The organism is Arthrobacter sp. WCS2018Hpa-7 (genome assembly GCF_031843805.1).
Taxonomy (GTDB): domain Bacteria; phylum Actinomycetota; class Actinomycetes; order Actinomycetales; family Micrococcaceae; genus Arthrobacter.
Genome location: NZ_JAVTJB010000006.1, coordinates 148,482 through 165,297, shown reverse-complemented (window position 1 = coordinate 165,297; position 16,816 = coordinate 148,482). Strand labels below are relative to the sequence as shown.

Genomic DNA, 16,816 nt, shown 5'->3' with positions numbered 1-16,816 from the left:
ACCGGCCGCCGTCGTTCGCTGTTAAAGCTGTTTACGACTCCCAGAGGATTTCGTCGTCCACCACGCCGTCTTCGTCAGCCGCGACTACCAGGAGCTCGTCAGTGAAATGAGATCCGAGGGTGAAGTCCAGGACAAAATACCGTTCCGGCTGTCCGGGGTAGATGGCGACGTGGCCGAGCTTGAGGGCCTTCAGGAACACATCATTGGTCAGTTGGCCCTTGTCCCGGACGCCGAACACCGATTCCAGCTGCTCGTCCTTGAGCTGTGAGCTGTGGAAATGCAGGAACTGTTGGGGATTGGTGCCGTCCTGGTCAAGCTCGTCGGCAATCATTTCCCTGACTTGGTCCACCAGTTCGGGCAGGAAGCGCAGCCTGTAATCCACCTTGCGCATGGCGGCCTCATCGAAGTGGTCGTGCGCGGTGACATTGAGGTCCAGTTCCAGCTGGTTGCCGGCGAGTTCGTGTCTCGCGACGAAGCAATGTTCACGCCCGTGGTTGAGCTCGATCTCCCCAAAATGTTTGCTCGCTACCTTGCCCATGTGATCAATCTAACCCCATCAACCGGCGGGTTCCAGCACTTGGGGATATTTCACCTGCGCCGTTGCGGACCCTTGACAGGCGCGGTTTTCAGGGGGTGAAGTCCGCTCTTACCCGATGTCTCCCGGAGGGTGTCGGCCAGCAGTTGTGTGAACAACTGCACTTGCGCCGTCCGCTTTTCGTTAATGAGCAGGGCGAAGACATTACGCGCCAGCCGAATGTCCGGGACGTCAAGGACAACGACGCCGGATGGCCGGTTGCGGAGTGCCAGTTCGGGTACCAGCGAGGCACCCAGGCCGGCGGCGGTCATCTCCAGGCTGGCGTGGAAGTCGTCGCTGTAGGCCACCACCCGTGGGTGGAGGTTGCAGCTGGCGAACAGGCGCTCAATCACGAGGGCGTCGCTGGTTCCGGGGTGGTGGACGATCCATGGCATGTCGGACAGGTGAGCGGCTTCTATCTCGGCGTCCTCCCGGATTTTCCAGGACGCCGGCAGCACCACCCTGAAGTCGTCGTCCCCGATCCACTGCCGTTCCAGGGAGTGCGGCCAGGCCAGTCCGGACTGTCCCACTTGGTAGACCAGCGCCACATCCAGTTCGCCGCCGCTGCGCAGGCCCTGGATGGTTTGGGCGGGTTCCGCCACGGAGACGCGGAGCTCAATGCCCAGTCCGTTCCACCGATCGTTCCGGAGGATCTCCGGCAACACGTAGGTGGCAAGGCTGGGGAAGATGCCCAGCCTCAGTTCCTGCGGGGGGGAGTCGTTGTTTCGTGAAGCCGCAGCCATGAGGGCCTCGACGTCGGTCAGTACCTTCGATGCGTGCCGGGTCATGGTCACGGCAGCTTCCGTGGGAACAACGCTCCGGGCAGAGCGTTGGAAAAGCTCGACGCCGGTATCGCGTTCCAGCGCCGCCATCTGTTGGGAGACTGCCGAGGCTGTGTAGCCAAGCTGGGCGGCGGCAGCAGCAAAGGAACCCAAACGGGTTACCTCCATGAGCGTCCGGAGGTGGAGGAGATTGACCATCAGCAGATTTTAGCTGTTCGCCACGCCACATTTTCAAAGTGTCACGACACGCCGTATCCCGGCGACACGCTGGAGATTAAATGTGGCTAAGTAGTCCACAGGGTGTGGATGACATCTCTCAATTTGGCGGAATCACGGACATTTTGAGGGCCCTCGCCTGTGGACGAGCGGTGGATTGAATGACATACTTGTAATACATCATCTTGGGGTTCCAGTTCGACGCTTGCACTACATGTAGTATCGATTTACGGATTGAGCGGGAAACCAGCACAAGACAAAATCAGAGCGTGTTGGCTGTCACGGCAGCCCGCGGGCCGGTATCGGATTCAGTAGCTAGTTCCGGTTGAGCCCGCCAGATACGAAGAGCGACAGACTTCAACTAAGGGGACAGGGATCATGACCGTAACGGTTTACACGAAGCCGGCCTGTGTTCAGTGCAACGCAACCTACCGGGCACTCGACAAGAAGGGCATTGCCTACCAGAGTGTCGACATCTCCCAGGACGCCGAGGCCCTTGAGCGCCTCAAGGCACTGGGTTACATGCAGGCTCCGGTTGTCGTCACCGAGCAGGACCACTGGTCTGGTTTCCGCCCGGACAAGATCGAGGAACTGGCCCAGGCCGTTTCCTCCGTGGCCTAAGTTTCATTCAAACTTCGCCACCACAGCACACTAAGAATTCCTATGTAGTCGAGGTGACTCCCATGGCACCGCTGGCAGCGGCACCCGTACGCGATGCTGCGGAAGCTGTGACCACGAGGAGTCACCTCATCTACTTTTCCTCGACCTCCGAGAACACCAAACGATTCGTCCAGAAACTGGGTACGGATGCGGCACGCATCCCGCTCTACGCCCAGGATGCTCCGCTTCAGGCCCTCGAACCCTTCGTCCTTGTACTGCCCACGTACGGCGGAACCAACGGCGAGGGTTCGGTGCCGAAGCAAGTCATCAGATTTCTCAACGATCCCAGGAACAGGGAACTGATCCGCGGTGTTATCGGAGCAGGGAACACCAATTTCGCGGACAACTACTGCGCAGCGGGGGACATCATCTCCGTCAAGTGCAAGGTGCCGCATCTTTACAAATTTGAACTCATGGGGACGCCGGAAGACGTTCAGCGGGTCAACGAAGGGCTGGAAAAGTTTTGGACACAACTGTCGCAGAAACAGAAGTAACCGGGGGCGCTGTGGACACGGTCAAGAAGCCGCTGCCTGAGGCTTTCAAGGGCTTGGGTTATCACGAGCTCAACGCCATGCTGAACCTGTATGGCCCCAACGGCGAGATCCAGTTCGAAGCTGACCGTGAAGCTGCGCACCAGTACTTCCTGCAGCACGTGAACAACAACACGGTGTTCTTCCATGACCTGGAAGAGAAGCTCGATTACTTGGTGAAAAACCAGTACTACGAGCGCGAGACCCTCGACCAGTACACGATGAACTTCATCCGCGACCTCTTCAACCGCGCTTACAAGAAGAAGTTCCGCTTCGAGACCTTCCTCGGCGCCTTCAAGTTCTACACGTCCTACACGCTGAAGACCTTCGACGGCAAGCGTTTCCTGGAGCGCTACGAAGACCGCGTCTGCATGGTTGCCCTGCACCTGGCCCGCGGCGACGAAGATCTGGCCAACCGCCTCGTCGACGAGATCATCGACGGCCGCTTCCAGCCGGCTACCCCCACCTTCCTCAATGCCGGCAAGGCACAGCGCGGCGAGCTCGTCTCCTGCTTCCTGCTCCGCATCGAAGACAACATGGAGTCGATCGCCCGCGCCATCAACTCCGCGCTCCAGCTCTCCAAACGTGGCGGCGGTGTGGCACTCTCGCTCACCAACATCCGTGAACACGGCGCTCCGATCAAGCAGATCGAAAACCAGTCCTCCGGCGTCATCCCCGTGATGAAGCTCCTCGAAGACAGCTTCTCCTACGCCAACCAGCTCGGTGCCCGCCAGGGTGCAGGTGCCGTGTACCTGCACGCCCACCACCCGGACATCCACCGCTTCCTGGACACCAAGCGTGAGAACGCTGACGAGAAGATCCGTATCAAGACGCTCTCCTTGGGCGTTGTGGTTCCGGACATCACCTTCGAGCTCGCCAAGAAGAACGAGGACATGTACCTCTTCTCCCCGTATGACGTTGAAAAGGTCTATGGCGTTCCGTTCTCCGATATTTCGGTGACCGAGAAGTACTACGAGATGGTTGACGATTCCCGGATCAAGAAGACCAAGATCAGCGCCCGCGAATTCTTCCAGACCCTCGCGGAGATCCAGTTCGAGTCCGGCTACCCGTACATCATGTTCGAAGACACGGTGAACCGGGCCAACCCGATCGATGGCAGGATCACCATGAGCAACCTGTGCTCGGAGATCCTGCAGGTTTCCTCGCCGTCCATCTACGCCGAGGACCTCAGCTACGAAACCGTGGGTAAGGACATTTCCTGCAACCTTGGTTCCATGAACATCGCCAAGACCATGGATTCGCCGGACTTTGGCCGCTCCATTGAGACGTCCATCCGCGCCCTGAGCGCTGTGTCCGACATGTCCTACATCAACTCGGTGCCGTCCATCGCCCAGGGCAACGCCCAGAGCCACGCGATCGGCCTCGGACAGATGAACCTCCACGGTTACCTGGCCCGCGAGCACGTCCACTACGGTTCCGAAGAGGGCCTGGACTTCACCAACATCTACTTCTACACGGTGCTGTTCCACGCTCTGCGCGCTTCCAACCGTCTCGCTATTGAGACCGGCCAGACGTTCGGCGGCTTCGAGAAGTCCACCTATGCTTCCGGCGAGTTCTTCGACAAGTACACCGAGCAGGCATGGGTTCCGGAGACAGACCGCGTCAGCGAACTCTTCGCCGGCCACCACATCCCCACCCAGGATGACTGGCGCGAGCTGAAGGCTTCGGTCATGGAGCACGGCATCTACAACCAGAACCTCCAGGCCGTTCCGCCCACCGGTTCCATCAGCTACATCAACAACTCCACGTCTTCCATCCACCCTGTGGCCGCCAAGATCGAAATCCGCAAGGAAGGCAAGATCGGCCGCGTCTACTACCCGGCTCCGTACCTGACCAACGACAACCTGGAGTACTACCAGGATGCCTACGAAATCGGCTACGAGAAGATCATTGACACCTACGCAGCTGCCACGCAGCACGTGGACCAGGGCCTGTCCCTGACGCTGTTCTTCAAAGACACGGCCACCACACGCGACATCAACAAGGCGCAGATCTACGCATGGCGCAAGGGCATCAAGACCCTCTACTACATCCGTCTCCGCCAGATGGCCCTCGAAGGGACCGAGGTTGAGGGCTGCGTCAGCTGTGCGCTCTAGTCAATCTTCGTTGGTTGGCTAATCGCGGCCTTGGCCGCATTCAAAACTAAAGATTACGACGGCGGGCCACCACCCGCCGTCGTAGGCTTATCTCAAGAAAAACCATCGCTTAAAGGGGATGAAATGACCGAAAAGGTCAAGCTGCTGACACACGTCGAGGCCATCAACTGGAACAAGATCCAGGACGACAAGGACGTGGAAGTCTGGAACCGGTTGGTGAACAACTTCTGGCTCCCGGAGAAGGTGCCGTTGTCCAACGACGTCCAGTCGTGGCACACCCTGACGCCGGACGAGCAGCAGCTCACCATGCGCGTTTTCACCGGCCTCACGCTCTTGGACACGATCCAGGGCACGGTCGGCGCTGTTTCGCTGATCCCGGATGCCATTACCCCGCACGAAGAAGCTGTGTACACCAACATCGCTTTCATGGAGTCGGTGCACGCCAAGTCCTACTCGTCCATCTTCTCCACCCTGTGCTCCACCAAGGAGATTGACGACGCTTTCCGCTGGTCCCTCGAGAACGAGAACCTGCAGAAAAAGGCGCAGATCGTCATGGACTACTACCAGGGCGACGATCCCCTGAAGCGCAAGGTTGCCTCAACTCTGCTGGAGAGCTTCCTGTTCTACTCGGGCTTCTACCTGCCCATGTATTGGTCTTCGCGCGCCAAGCTCACGAACACGGCCGACCTCATCCGCCTCATCATCCGTGACGAGGCCGTGCACGGTTACTACATCGGCTACAAGTTCCAGAAGGGCCTGGAGAAGGTTTCCGAGGCCCGCAAGCAGGAAATCAAGGACTACACCTTCGAGCTCCTCTTCGAGCTGTACGAAAACGAAGTCCAGTACACGCACGACCTCTACGACGGAGTCGGCCTGGCCGAAGACGTCAAGAAGTTCCTGCACTACAACGCCAACAAGGCCCTCATGAACCTCGGCTACGAGGCCATGTTCCCGGCTTCCGTCACCGACGTGAACCCGGCCATCCTGTCGGCACTGTCCCCGAACGCCGACGAGAACCACGACTTCTTCTCCGGCTCGGGTTCCTCCTACGTGATTGGCAAGGCCGTCAACACGGAGGATGAGGACTGGGAGTTCTAGGCTTGTGTTTTATTGAGGGCGGGCAGCGAGCAATCGCTGCCCGCCCTTCTTGTGTCTGCTCACGTTCTGGAGGGTCGGTGTCCGGGTAGTGGTGGGGCTTTGGATTGGTAGGTGTGTCCGGTGGGTGTGCTGATGTTCAGGGTGTGGGTGTCTGCGGGCAGGGCTTCTGCGGACAGGGGTGTGGCGGTCCAGCCGGGGTTTTCTTGGTGTGGTTGCACGCTTCGCAGAGTCCTGCGCCGTTGTCCAGGGTGGTGGTTCCGCCTAAGTGCCAGGGCACGATGTGGTCGATGTGCCGGATGGGCGCGTCGCAGTACGGCGTCCGGCAGGTATGGTCCCGGGCTTGGATGAATCGCCGGTGTCGGTGTGGGAAGAGCCGGGCTTTGGAGTCCATTGCCAGCAGGTCCCCGCTCCCGGGTGCGATGTAGAGCCGCCGGAGCCAGACCGTGAAGTCCTGATCCTGCTTTGTCGCGGCGCGTGTCGCGACCTGGGTTCTGGGCTCTTGTGCGCCGATGAGGGTTCTGGCCCACTGCGCGGGGACGATGCCGTAGCCGTGGAGCCGGGCCGGTTCGGCATCGCCTTGGAACAGGGTCCGGTCCGTCATGACGAGTTGGAGTTCAACCCCGGCCACCGCGCCGGGTGTGCCGGTGAGGCGTTCGGCCAGGGTGTCGGCCATGACCTGGCCACGGCCCCGGGGATCCCCACTGGAACGGGCAGCATCAGCAGCACGGGTCAACGCCGCATAGGCGGCGACGCCCTGGCCCACCGGAAGCAGCGCGGTCAGATACGTCATGGTGTCCGGCGCCGGGCGCAGACTCACCATCCGCTCCGTCGCGGCATGACTGGCCCGCTGCGCCACCGAGCGCGGATCACGCCGGTACGCGGCCGCTTTCACGGCAGCGACCAAGGCCCGGTCACCGAAACCGTCGAAAGTCCCGGCATCAGCGGCGAGCTCGGCATCCACCGCGGCCCGGTCCTCCACCGACAAACACGCAGTCTCCTTCACCAGCAGCGTCGCGCGCCACTCGTTCAACTGGCCCGAGTTCAACGCCGCCAAGGTCCGCGGCATCTCCGTCACCAGGGCCTTGGTCAGGCCCAACAACCTCGAGCCCCGGTTGGGTGATTCCCGCCGTGCCAACGCCACCTGCGCACCGACACCCTTGCCACGCTCCGCTACGGGCATCCCGGCCTCGGCCTGCTCAGCCCGCTGCGCCAGATCAAACGCCACAGCAATCTGCGCCTGCAGGCCGGCGATGGCCGACTTCATTTCCTCCAACACCCGCAACTGACCAATCAAATCGCCTGTGATGGTCCCAGCCTGATCCACCCCTTGAGACAAAGCAGGACGAGGCACAGCAGACAACGCCGTCTTCGCTTGCCTTTCCCGGATCTGCTTCATACCTCAAACTCTCGCAGGAGGCACAGACATTATGAGAGGCTTCACCCGGGACAGGGTGAGTTCGGACTCCGCGGATGCTGCCCGGAACCGCGAGTGGACTATTTCGAGCGGCCCCAAGGACCTAACATCGCCCACGAACACGGCCATGGGACACACCAACCGGCAGGGGTCTGAACCGTCTCACCCTTGCCCGCGTCTTCTCATCAGGGGAGGATATTCCACATCGTCGGGAGGTTCGCCATGGTGCAGTTGGAGAAGTTCGAAAAGTACTTGATCGAAGAGTTCTACGATGACTTCCGTTCGGGGGACATGTCGCACAAAACATTCACCCGGCGGGTGGCATTCATCATGGGAAGCATGACCGCGGCTGCGGCGGCCATGACGTTGGTGGGCTGCACGCCGGAGGAGGTTCCAAGGACCACTGACCCAATGCCGACACCGTCGCCTACGTCGTCGGCCGCATCAGCGGGAGGCCCCGCCACCGCCGTTCCCAACGCCAAGAGCCCACTCTCTGTCCCGGAGGGTGCGGCAGGACTCACGACAGCAACAATCAGCTTCAATTCCGGTGGGACGGAGATCAGCGGCTACCTCGCACGACCCGAGGGCGGGCAGAAAGGTCCCGGCGTCCTGATCTGCCACGAAAACCGTGGGCTCACACCGCACATCCAGGACGTCGCCCGGCGCTTCGCCAAGGAAGGCTACGCAGCGTTGGCGCTGGACCTCCTCAGCCGGGAGGGTGGCACGGCGACTATGGATCCGGATGCTGTTCCCGGAGCGCTGACGCAGGCAGGGGCCCAGCGGCACGTGGGCGACTTCACAGCAGCCTTCGAGTATCTTAATGGCCAGGACTTCGTCGAGGGGGGCCGGATCGCCATGATCGGGTTCTGCTTCGGTGGCGGCATCACGTGGCAGGCGTCCACAGAAATAAGCGGGCTCAAGGCCACCTCGGCTTTCTATGGCCCTGCACCGGACCTTGCCAAGGTCCCCACCATCAAGCCGGCAGTCTTTGGCGTCTACGCTGAGAACGACGTACGCATCACCGGTGCCATGCCCCAACTACAGCAAGCCCTGGACGCCTCAAAGGTCAAGCACCAGCTCAAGGTCTACCCCGGAGTAGACCATGCGTTCCACAACGACACCGGTGAGCGCTACGTGGAAGCCCAAGCTACAGCAGCGTGGAACGATACCTTGGCGTGGTTCAGGGACAACGTTTAGGCCGCGGCACGCCAGACGTCACCCCTGCAACCTCGCGGCCTCACTCGCCAACTCGGCCTCCAAGGTCTCGATACTGGGCAAGCTTGCCACCAACTCGTCAGGCAACGAATCTGCAACGGAGGTTTTCCACTCCGCGATGCCCACGGGTGCGTTGAACCCACGCAGTGCGTACTCGGCCACCACGCTGTTCTTCTCCTTGCACAGCAGCAATCCGATGGTCGGTTTGTCGTCGCGATGCGCCATGAGGTCGTCCACCGCCGCCATGTACATTCCGAGCTGCCCCAGGAATCCGGGTTCGAATTTCACGGCCTTGAGTTCGATCACCATGTAGCAGCGCAGCTTCAGGTGGTAGAACAGCAGGTCCGCGAAGAACTCGTCCCCGGCGATCTCCAACCGGACCTGCTCGCCCACGAAGGCAAACCCCTGGCCCAGCTCCAACAGGAATTTCTCCACGTGTTTCACCAACTGCAGCTCCAGGTCCCGTTCGGTGTGCCGATCACTCATGGACAGAAAGTCAAAGACGTAGGGATCCTTGGTTGCCTGCTGGGCGAGATCCGAATCGGCTGGGATCATCGTGGAGGCAAAGTTGGTGATGGCCTGCCCCGATCGCTCGTGTAACCGAGTTGAAATCTGGTGGGTCAGCACGTTGCGGGACCAGCCGTGCTGGGCAGCCGCCGCTGCATACCAAAGGCGCGTGGCGGCGTCGTCGAGCTTTTCCAGCAGTGCGATCTGGTGGTACCAGGGCAATGTTGCAAGCGGTGCTTGCAACATTGGGAAGTCGGGCCAAGCCTGGGCGAAGCTCTTCATGTACCTCAGGTTTCTGGGGGAGAAGCCTTTCGCTTCCGGGAACCGGGTCCGGATGTCGGCAGACAAGCGGGTCACTACCTTGGCGCCCCAGCCCTGCGCGGATTCACGTTCGGCGAGCTGCCGGCCGATGCTCCAGTAGGAATTCAACAACTCGCTGTTGGCCGCTGCCATCGCCCGGGTCCTGCCAACGCGGACCTCTTGGGCCACAGTGTGAAGCAAAGTGGGGTACCAGTCGGGCATGGACGAAGCAGCCGGGACACCCGGAAATGATGCTTCGGTGGCGAGCTCTTGGGACGGCATGGTGCTCCTGTCGATTGCTGTTGTGACCACGCTAAGGCGAGGCACTGACAAAATAGTGGGGTGAGCGAAGCCGGTGAATTCATGGACCACACCCTGCAGATGGAATCCACGTGGGAGAAAGCTGCAGAGGCCAGTGAGCGTCTGGGCGGGGCACTGATGGTGTATGGCGCATCCGTGGGTGCCGTGCGGGGAACGGTGAGGGATACGCTCAAGCGGTACAAGAACCTGGACCATGACGACGTCACTGCCCTGAGCTCGGAGTTGTGGGCTGAACCTGTCTTTGAGCGGCGTCTCGCCGCAGTGGTCCTGCTGCAAACCAAAGCAGGCATCCTGGTCAACACTGACCTCACCCGGATCGAAGGTTTCATCAGGCAAGCCGGAACCCGGGAGTTGGTGGATCCCTTGGCCTCAGACGTTGTGAGGCCGCTGGTGGCACGACTGCAGGGACTCGCCAAGGAACGCGCCGAACGGGTCCTGGAGCGTTGGGCTGCTGATCCGGACCCCGGGCTTCGGCACGCTGCGGCTCTGGTGGCGGGCCCCGCCGCCCCTTGATAAGCACCAGCGACCCGCCTAGCGTTTCCCTCACTACATGCCATTGAAGTGAGAGGCAGGTTGATCGATGAAATCGCTCTGGTTGGACCGGGAAATGCGCTTCACTTCCGAGCAAATCCCCGAGGAAAAGCACTTCGACACCATAGTGGTGGGCGCCGGGCTCACCGGTATGGTGGCCGCCTTGCTGTTGTCCCGGTCAGGCCAACGCGTGGTGGTCTTCGAGGCCAGAACGCTGGGTGCCGTGACCACTGGCAACACCACCGGGAAACTCAGCCTCTTGCAAGGTGGCGTGTTGTCCGCCTTGCGTGGCCAGTACTCCCTGAAAGTGGTGCAGGCCTACGTTGAGGCAAACAAGTCCGGTCAGGCGTGGCTGACGCAGTACATGGAGCAGCAAGGTACCCCGTTTCAGCGCCGGACTGCCGTGACTTTCGCAACCACGAACGACGGCGGCCAGCGGCTCCGCAAGGAGGCTGCGGTTTCACGGGACGTGGGTTTGGACGTCCACTTCAGCCGTGATGCCGGCCTGCCGTTCCCAGTAGTGGAGGCGCTGGAGCTCGAAAACCAGGTCCAGATCAACCCCATGGATGTGCTGGAAACTCTCGCCAGGGACCTCCGCGGTCATGGCGGCATGATCGTCACGGACATGCAGGTGCAGAACGTAGGTTCGGAGCAGCCCTTGGAAGTCTCCACGGCCAAGGGCACCTTCACAGCGGACACCGTGGTGCTGGCTACAGGGACTCCGATCCTGGATCGTGGCCTGTACTTTGCCAAGCTTGAGCCCAACCGGTCCTATGCAGCAGCGCTGAAGGTACCGGGCGACGTTCCTCAGGGCATGTATCTGTCCATGGATTCACCCACCCGGTCCCAACGGACTCAACCCACTCCCGAGGGCGAATTGCTCCTGGTAGGCGGATATGGGCATTCGGGTGGCCGGGCCGCGTCGCCGAAGTCGCACCTGGATGACCTGCTCGGGTGGGCAACTCAGCACTACCCTGGCGCCGAGGTCACCCATACGTGGTCTGCCCAGGACTACCAGGCCACCAACCTGATGCCCTTCTTCGGCAAACTTCCCCGCGGCCACGGACGGATCTTCTTCGGCACGGGCTATAACAAATGGGGGATGAGCAACGGGGTGGCGGCAGCGTTATCCATCACCTCGGACATCCTGGGAGGCCAGTCCGACTGGGCCACCGTCATCCATCATCGCGTCACCTCGCCGAAAGGCGCGGCGCAGGCTGTCCGGCACAATGCGGACGTTGCCCGCCGGATGATCGAGGACAAAGCCAGGGTCCGGAAGAACCCGGACATCACTGATGAAACACGCCCGCCCGAGGGGACGGGCGTCGTCGGGCTTTACAAGGGTGAACCAGCCGCCGTGTCCACTGTGGAGGGGAAGGTCTGCAGAGTTTCTGCCACTTGCACGCATCTGGGCGGTCTCCTGAGCTGGAACGACGCCGAGAAGTCCTGGGATTGTCCGCTGCATGGCTCCCGGTTCACACCTGAGGGCAAGTGCTTGGAAGGGCCCGCAACCCGTCACCTGAAAGAGTCCGTCGGCAAGAAAGAGACCTAGCCCAGCCGGTCTACGCGCCTCTGGGCCTGGTCTGCAGCGCGTCGTTTTTGGGTCGCTTCCCTCACGGAACGTTTTTTCAGGGATTCCGCAGCCTCAGTGTCCCTGGTCAGGCCAATCAGTTCTGCTTCCAGGGACGACAAGCGCTTTTTGGCGTCCTCAATGTCGGCTTTGAGGCGTGTTCGGCGGGCTGAGAGTTCGTTGACGACATCCCAGGCTGAGGACGCCGTCGCTTCGGCCTCTTCGGCCTCCTGGTCTGCGGCATCGAACTCTTTTTGCGCTTCCTTCAACGCTGCCCGTTGCTTGGCGGCCCGGCGATCCGCCAACGACGTAGCCTCTTCTTCAGGTGGCTTCTTCCTGGGTGCCGCTTCTTTGGTCCGGGGCGGGGATGCCTTCTTTACCGTCGGCTTCGCGGCAACCTCGTTTCCGGGGTCAGCAAGGTCGCCGGGTGCGGCCGCAGCGACGGCACCCGCGAGGTCCACTTCCTCGAAGCCGCTGCCACTGAGCCCCCGCACCAGCCGGCCGGTGCCGACGGCAGCAGCCGCACCGGCGTCGGCCATGGCTGCCCTGAGCGTTTGTTCCACGTCGGCTGCAGCGGCTGCACTGAGGGGCGTCCCCAGTTCGGCGGCAAGGTCCTTTGCGGCGTGAACGGCCGACGTCAACTGTCCCTGCCGCTGTTGTCCCAGCTCACGAAACGCTTCTGCGTCTCCCGCCTCCTGCGCTGTTCTGAGACCAATGCCAAAACGCACGACGCCGTCAATCACCTCAGGTTTGTGGACGGACAGCATGTTGATGGCCCAGGCGCCGGCGGCAGGTTTGGGCAGGCCGGCAATCTCCTTGGCCAGGTCCTTGTCACCGTCATCCTTGGCTTTGAGGGCCAGGGCGGTTCGTTCCGTGGTGAAGTCACGGGGCGGTACGGCATACAGCTCCAGGGCGGCATCGCGGAGGTCCATGGACTCATCCTAGGGTTTACTCCACCCGGGCCAGCGGACCGAATCCTCAATGAGCCGCTGCTTAGGGTAGCCTAAGTCGAGTGGATCAGATCATGAGCTTGCCCTTCGGCGTCGCACTCGCGGCGCTCTTCGCGATTGTCATGATCCGGGTCAACGTCACGTACTGGATCGGCCGGGGTGCCGTGGCCGGTTTCGCCCACACCCGCTTCGGTAGATCCCTGGAGCGTCCCAAAGCAGCCCGAGCCCAAGTCCTCATCCAGCGGTGGGGGCCGTACGCCGTCGTACTTTCCTTCCTGACCATCGGCCTGCAGACGGCCATCAACCTCGCAGCGGGTGCTGCCCGCATGCCGCTTCGCAGATACCTGCCCGCAGCAATTGCCGGTTCGCTCATGTGGGCGTTGCTGTATGCCACCATTGGGCTGGCAGCCTTGGAGGCCTGGCTTGCTGTTGCGGCGGCGTCGCCCGTGGGAGCAGGGCTGGGGGTTGTTGCATTGGCCGCCGTCATCATCTGGGTGGTGGTGGTCCGCAGGCGTCGTTCTGCGGACAAATCTGCGGATACAGTGGTCTGAGTTCTACTCCTGGATCGGCGAAAGGCTCGGGTTGACTACTGCATTACCGGAACTGGCGGATGGCGATTTCTACTACGAGTCGTTGGGTCAGGGCCGTTACAGGTCCACCATCCATGCCCAAGGTGCGTGGAATCCGCATGAGCAACATATGGCCCCGGCGTCGGGCATCATGGCCGACGCCCTTACAAGGCATGAGCCCCGGGACGATGTCCGCTTGGCGCGGATCAGCTATGAAATCCTGGGGCTGATTCCCGGTGGCGAGTTCCAGGTCACCACCTCAACGCTGAGGCCGGGCCGGACCATCGAGCTCATCCAAGCCGAGCTCTCTGCTGGAGGCCGCGTAGCCATCCGTGCCGCCGCGTGGCGCATGGTGACCAGCGATACCAGCGCCGTGGCAGCAGTTGAGGACGAGCCCATGCCGGCCCCCGACGAATGCAAGCCGTGGGAGGGTGCAAGTGTGTGGCCTGGTGGCTACATCCGCTCCTTGGAAATGCGTTTGGCTGAGGGCCACCGGCCTGGATCAGGCAAGGTGTGGATCCGCACCTCGCATGCCCTGACAGACCACGACGACAGTTCGGATCTTGCACGGTTGATGGGTCTGGTGGATACCGCCAACGGCATAGCGGCCAGGGTCCCTCCCGGCGAAAACAGCTACATTTTTCCCAACGTTGACCTCCAGATCCACATGTACCGGGCGCCGTCCGGTGAGTGGTTGGGCCTGGACAACAGAGTCTCGTTCGGAGCCGACGGCATTGGCCTGACTTCCACAGTGCTCCACGACATCAACGGGCCGTTCGGCAGGGCCGAGCAAATCCTGACGTTGAGGAAGAGCTGATGCGGGCAGAAGCGACCACGGCGCAGCTCACTGCTTACCGTCAGCTGGAATCCATGGGTGCTGCACAAGACCTGGACTTTGCCTTGGAGCTGTTGCAGCGAGCCCGCAGCGGGCAGTTGGGCCCCTCGCTTCGCCTGTACCGTCCGCAGCCAACTGTGGCGTTCGGACAACGGGATGCGAACCTCCCTGGCTTTCCCGCAGCGGAGGAAGCCTGCAGGGAGCTGGGGTTCGAACCCCTGATCCGGAAAGCGGGCGGACGCGCGGCTGCCTATCACCAGGGGACGTTGGTCATTGACCACATTGAGCCACATCCGGACGCGATCGTGCGGGCGAAGGCCCGGTTTTCGGAGTTCGGTGAGTTGCTGGCCGGCGCGCTTCGCAGCGTTGGTGTCCACGCCGCCGTCGGCGAAATCCCTGGGGAATACTGCCCTGGTGAATTCAGCGTCCACGGCGAAGACCCTGACTTTCCCGCCCACAGCATCAAACTGATCGGCACTGCCCAGCGGGTAGTCTCCGGTGGCTGGCTCTTCAGCTCCGTCATTGTGGTGGAAAACTCAAAGCCTATCCGTGACGTCCTGACGGCCAGCTACGCCGCGTTGGGCCTTGACTGGGATCCCGCAACCGCCGGCGCCGCCAATGACCTGCTGCCGCACTTGGATGTCCAGACCGTGGAGGATGCCGTCATCGAGGCGTACCGCGGTTACGCGGACGTCGTCGACGGCGACTTCCGGAGCTTGGCGGGCTAGGGACGCAAGTCCCAGCCCGCCAGACCCCGGAGGCTGTCTCGCCTGCGTTAGTGCCCGCGGGCGATCCATTCGTCCAGGTGCGGCTTTTCTGCTCCGATGGTGGTGGAGTCGCCGTGCCCGGTGCGGACCACTGTCTCTTCGGGCAAGCTGAGCAGTTTGGTTCGGATGGACTCGATGATGGTGGGGAAGTCGCTGTACGAGCGTCCCGTAGCGCCGGGGCCGCCCTGGAAGAGTGTGTCTCCGCTGAAGAGCGACCCTTCGCTGGGCAAGTGGAACGAAACGGACCCCGGTGAGTGCCCGGGCGTGTGGATGGCCGTCAGCGTGGCTCCGGCAACGGTGAACTGGTCGCCGTCCGCAATTGCGGCATCGGGGTCAGCGTCCGGGAACACTGCCCGCCACAGCATCCAGTCGTCCTGGTGCAGGTGGATGGGTGCTTTGGCGAGCTCCGCGAATTCACCGGCCGAGCGGATGTGGTCGTCATGGCCGTGGGTCAACAGGATGGCTTTGACGGTGCGGCCGTTGACTGCCTGCAGGATGGCGGCAGGGTTGTGGGCGGGGTCGATGACGAGGCATTCGGAGTGGTCCCCGACAATCCAGACGTTGTTGTCGACGTCCCAGGTGCCGCCGTCGAGCGAGAACGTGCCTGACGTGACCACGTGGTCAATGGTGAGGGTGCTCACAGTTCAACCACCGATCGGAGTACGGCGCCGTGGTGCATTTTGTCGAATGCCTCTTCCACTTGGTCGATGGTGATGCGTTCGGTGACGAAGGCATCGAGGTCCAGCTTGCCCTGCTTGTAGAGGTCCACCAGCATGGGGAAGTCCCGGGAAGGAAGGCAGTCGCCGTACCAGGATGACTTGAGTGATCCGCCGCGGCCGAACACGTCCAGCAGCGGCAGTTCCAGGGTCATTTCCGGTGTGGGGACGCCTACCAGGACTACGGTTCCTGCGAGGTCGCGGGCGTAGAAGGCCTGCTTGTAGGTTTCGGGACGTCCGACGGCGTCAATCACCACGTCTGCGCCGAAGCCGCCTGTCAGGGCGCGGATTTCTTCGACGGGGTCGCCCGCGGAGGAATCCACGGTGTGGGTTGCGCCGAGGTCCTTGGCGCGCTGGAGCTTCTTTGCGTCGATGTCCACGGCGATGATGGTGGTGGCGCCTGCGAGCGCGGCACCGGCTATGGCTGCTACGCCCACTCCGCCGCAGCCAATGACGGCTACCGAGTCGCCGCGTTTGACGCCGCCGGTGTTCAGTGCCGCGCCCAAACCTGCCATGACGCCGCAGCCGAGCAGCCCGACGGCGGCGGCATCGGCGTCGGGGTCTACCTTGGTGCACTGACCGGCGGCGACCAGGGTTTTTTCAATGAACGCACCGATGCCCAAGGCAGGTGAGAGTTCCGTGCCGTCTTCGAGGGTCATTTTCTGGGTGGCATTGTGGGTGTTGAAGCAGTACTGGGCTTGCCCGCGGTTGCAGGCCCGGCAGTTGCCGCAGACTGCACGCCAGTTGAGGACCACGCGGTCGCCGGGGGCGACATCGGTGACGTCGGGGCCCACGGCGCTGACCACGCCGGTGGCTTCATGGCCGAGCAGGAACGGGAAGTCGTCGCTGATGCCACCGAGTTTGTAGTGGAGGTCGGTGTGGCAGACACCGCTGGTGAGGATGTCCACCAGGGCTTCGCCGGGACCGGGTTCGGGAACCAGGATGGTTTCCAGGGTTGCGGGTGCGCCTTTGGAGCGGACGACGACACCTTTGACTGTGTGGACCATGGAGATGTTTCCTTCGGGCTCGGGGAGGGGCCCTTAAATGCAGCAAGGCCCGCTACGGATTCCCAATCTGTCTATCACAGGTGGCAGACAGCGTGTGGATTGTTCCGTGCGGGCCCTGGGGCGGTTACGCGTGGAGC

General features: G+C 62.1%; 16 protein-coding genes and 1 pseudogene. 10 read left to right on the top strand and 7 right to left on the bottom strand.

Annotation, left to right across the window (positions count from 1 at the left end):
* Positions 1–31: 31 nt before the first annotated feature.
* Together RQH14_RS09345 and RQH14_RS09340 are read right to left on the bottom strand one after the other, a co-directional pair.
* Positions 32–538: a DUF2004 domain-containing protein gene (locus RQH14_RS09345; protein ID WP_311212995.1), complete on the bottom strand. Its 507-nt coding sequence runs from the start codon at positions 536–538 to the stop codon at positions 32–34.
* Positions 539–588: 50 nt separating this feature from the next.
* Entirely contained in the window at positions 589–1,554 is a 966-nt protein-coding gene (locus tag RQH14_RS09340) for a LysR family transcriptional regulator (RefSeq protein WP_311212994.1), read from the bottom strand.
* A 396-nt stretch (positions 1,555–1,950) separates the two neighbouring features.
* On the opposite strand from RQH14_RS09340, the gene nrdH reads away from it, so the two are divergent.
* The 4 genes from nrdH to nrdF all read left to right on the top strand — a co-directional run bounded on the left by nrdH (position 1,951) and on the right by nrdF (position 5,977).
* The gene (gene nrdH, locus RQH14_RS09335) at positions 1,951–2,193 is read left to right on the top strand and encodes a glutaredoxin-like protein NrdH (protein WP_011775022.1); all 243 of its coding nucleotides are present in this window, start codon (positions 1,951–1,953) and stop codon (positions 2,191–2,193) included.
* A gap of 62 nt (positions 2,194–2,255) precedes the next feature.
* A complete protein-coding gene (nrdI, locus tag RQH14_RS09330; protein WP_311212993.1) occupies positions 2,256–2,726 on the top strand; it encodes a class Ib ribonucleoside-diphosphate reductase assembly flavoprotein NrdI in 471 nt (156 codons plus the stop codon).
* 11 nt (positions 2,727–2,737) lie between these two features.
* The gene (nrdE, locus tag RQH14_RS09325) at positions 2,738–4,879 is read left to right on the top strand and encodes a class 1b ribonucleoside-diphosphate reductase subunit alpha (protein ID WP_311213073.1); all 2,142 of its coding nucleotides are present in this window, start codon (positions 2,738–2,740) and stop codon (positions 4,877–4,879) included.
* A 123-nt stretch (positions 4,880–5,002) separates the two neighbouring features.
* The gene (gene nrdF / locus RQH14_RS09320; protein WP_011775019.1) at positions 5,003–5,977 is read left to right on the top strand and encodes a class 1b ribonucleoside-diphosphate reductase subunit beta; all 975 of its coding nucleotides are present in this window, start codon (positions 5,003–5,005) and stop codon (positions 5,975–5,977) included.
* 59 nt (positions 5,978–6,036) lie between these two features.
* On the opposite strand, the pseudogene RQH14_RS09315 reads toward nrdF, so the two are convergent.
* Positions 6,037–7,373: pseudogene (locus RQH14_RS09315) on the bottom strand (HNH endonuclease).
* Positions 7,374–7,613: 240 nt separating this feature from the next.
* On the opposite strand from RQH14_RS09315, the gene RQH14_RS09310 reads away from it, so the two are divergent.
* Complete coding sequence (locus RQH14_RS09310) at positions 7,614–8,588, top strand: dienelactone hydrolase family protein (protein ID WP_311212992.1); 975 nt, start codon at positions 7,614–7,616, stop codon at positions 8,586–8,588.
* 18 nt (positions 8,589–8,606) lie between these two features.
* On the opposite strand, the gene RQH14_RS09305 is transcribed toward RQH14_RS09310, so the two are convergent.
* A complete protein-coding gene (locus RQH14_RS09305; protein ID WP_311212991.1) occupies positions 8,607–9,695 on the bottom strand; it encodes a PDDEXK nuclease domain-containing protein in 1,089 nt (362 codons plus the stop codon).
* A gap of 60 nt (positions 9,696–9,755) precedes the next feature.
* Here RQH14_RS09305 and RQH14_RS09300 point away from each other — a divergent pair, with 60 nt between their 5' ends.
* Positions 9,756–10,247, top strand: coding sequence for a DNA alkylation repair protein (locus RQH14_RS09300; RefSeq protein ID WP_311212990.1), 492 nt, complete (start codon positions 9,756–9,758; stop codon positions 10,245–10,247).
* 67 nt (positions 10,248–10,314) lie between these two features.
* The gene (locus tag RQH14_RS09295; protein WP_311212989.1) at positions 10,315–11,817 is read left to right on the top strand and encodes an FAD-dependent oxidoreductase; all 1,503 of its coding nucleotides are present in this window, start codon (positions 10,315–10,317) and stop codon (positions 11,815–11,817) included.
* On the opposite strand, the gene RQH14_RS09290 is transcribed toward RQH14_RS09295, so the two are convergent.
* Positions 11,814–12,767: a hypothetical protein gene (locus tag RQH14_RS09290; RefSeq protein ID WP_311212988.1), complete on the bottom strand. Its 954-nt coding sequence runs from the start codon at positions 12,765–12,767 to the stop codon at positions 11,814–11,816. The genes RQH14_RS09295 and RQH14_RS09290 overlap by 4 nt on opposite strands.
* 80 nt (positions 12,768–12,847) lie before the next feature.
* On the opposite strand from RQH14_RS09290, the gene RQH14_RS09285 reads away from it, so the two are divergent.
* From RQH14_RS09285 to RQH14_RS09275, 3 genes are read left to right on the top strand one after another with little or no spacing between them, the layout of a single operon-like run.
* Entirely contained in the window at positions 12,848–13,336 is a 489-nt protein-coding gene (locus tag RQH14_RS09285) for a VTT domain-containing protein (RefSeq protein ID WP_311212987.1), read from the top strand.
* 31 nt (positions 13,337–13,367) lie between these two features.
* A complete protein-coding gene (locus RQH14_RS09280; protein WP_311212986.1) occupies positions 13,368–14,171 on the top strand; it encodes a thioesterase family protein in 804 nt (267 codons plus the stop codon).
* Positions 14,171–14,917, top strand: coding sequence for a lipoyl protein ligase domain-containing protein (locus tag RQH14_RS09275; RefSeq protein ID WP_311212985.1), 747 nt, complete (start codon positions 14,171–14,173; stop codon positions 14,915–14,917). The genes RQH14_RS09280 and RQH14_RS09275 overlap by 1 nt, the downstream gene beginning before the upstream one ends.
* 47 nt (positions 14,918–14,964) lie before the next feature.
* Here the strand turns inward: RQH14_RS09275 and RQH14_RS09270 are convergent, their stop codons facing one another.
* Both RQH14_RS09270 and RQH14_RS09265 read right to left on the bottom strand, forming a co-directional pair.
* Positions 14,965–15,597: an MBL fold metallo-hydrolase gene (locus RQH14_RS09270; protein ID WP_311212984.1), complete on the bottom strand. Its 633-nt coding sequence runs from the start codon at positions 15,595–15,597 to the stop codon at positions 14,965–14,967.
* Complete coding sequence (locus RQH14_RS09265; RefSeq protein ID WP_311212983.1) at positions 15,594–16,679, bottom strand: S-(hydroxymethyl)mycothiol dehydrogenase; 1,086 nt, start codon at positions 16,677–16,679, stop codon at positions 15,594–15,596. The genes RQH14_RS09270 and RQH14_RS09265 overlap by 4 nt, the downstream gene beginning before the upstream one ends.
* Positions 16,680–16,816 lie beyond the last annotated feature (137 nt).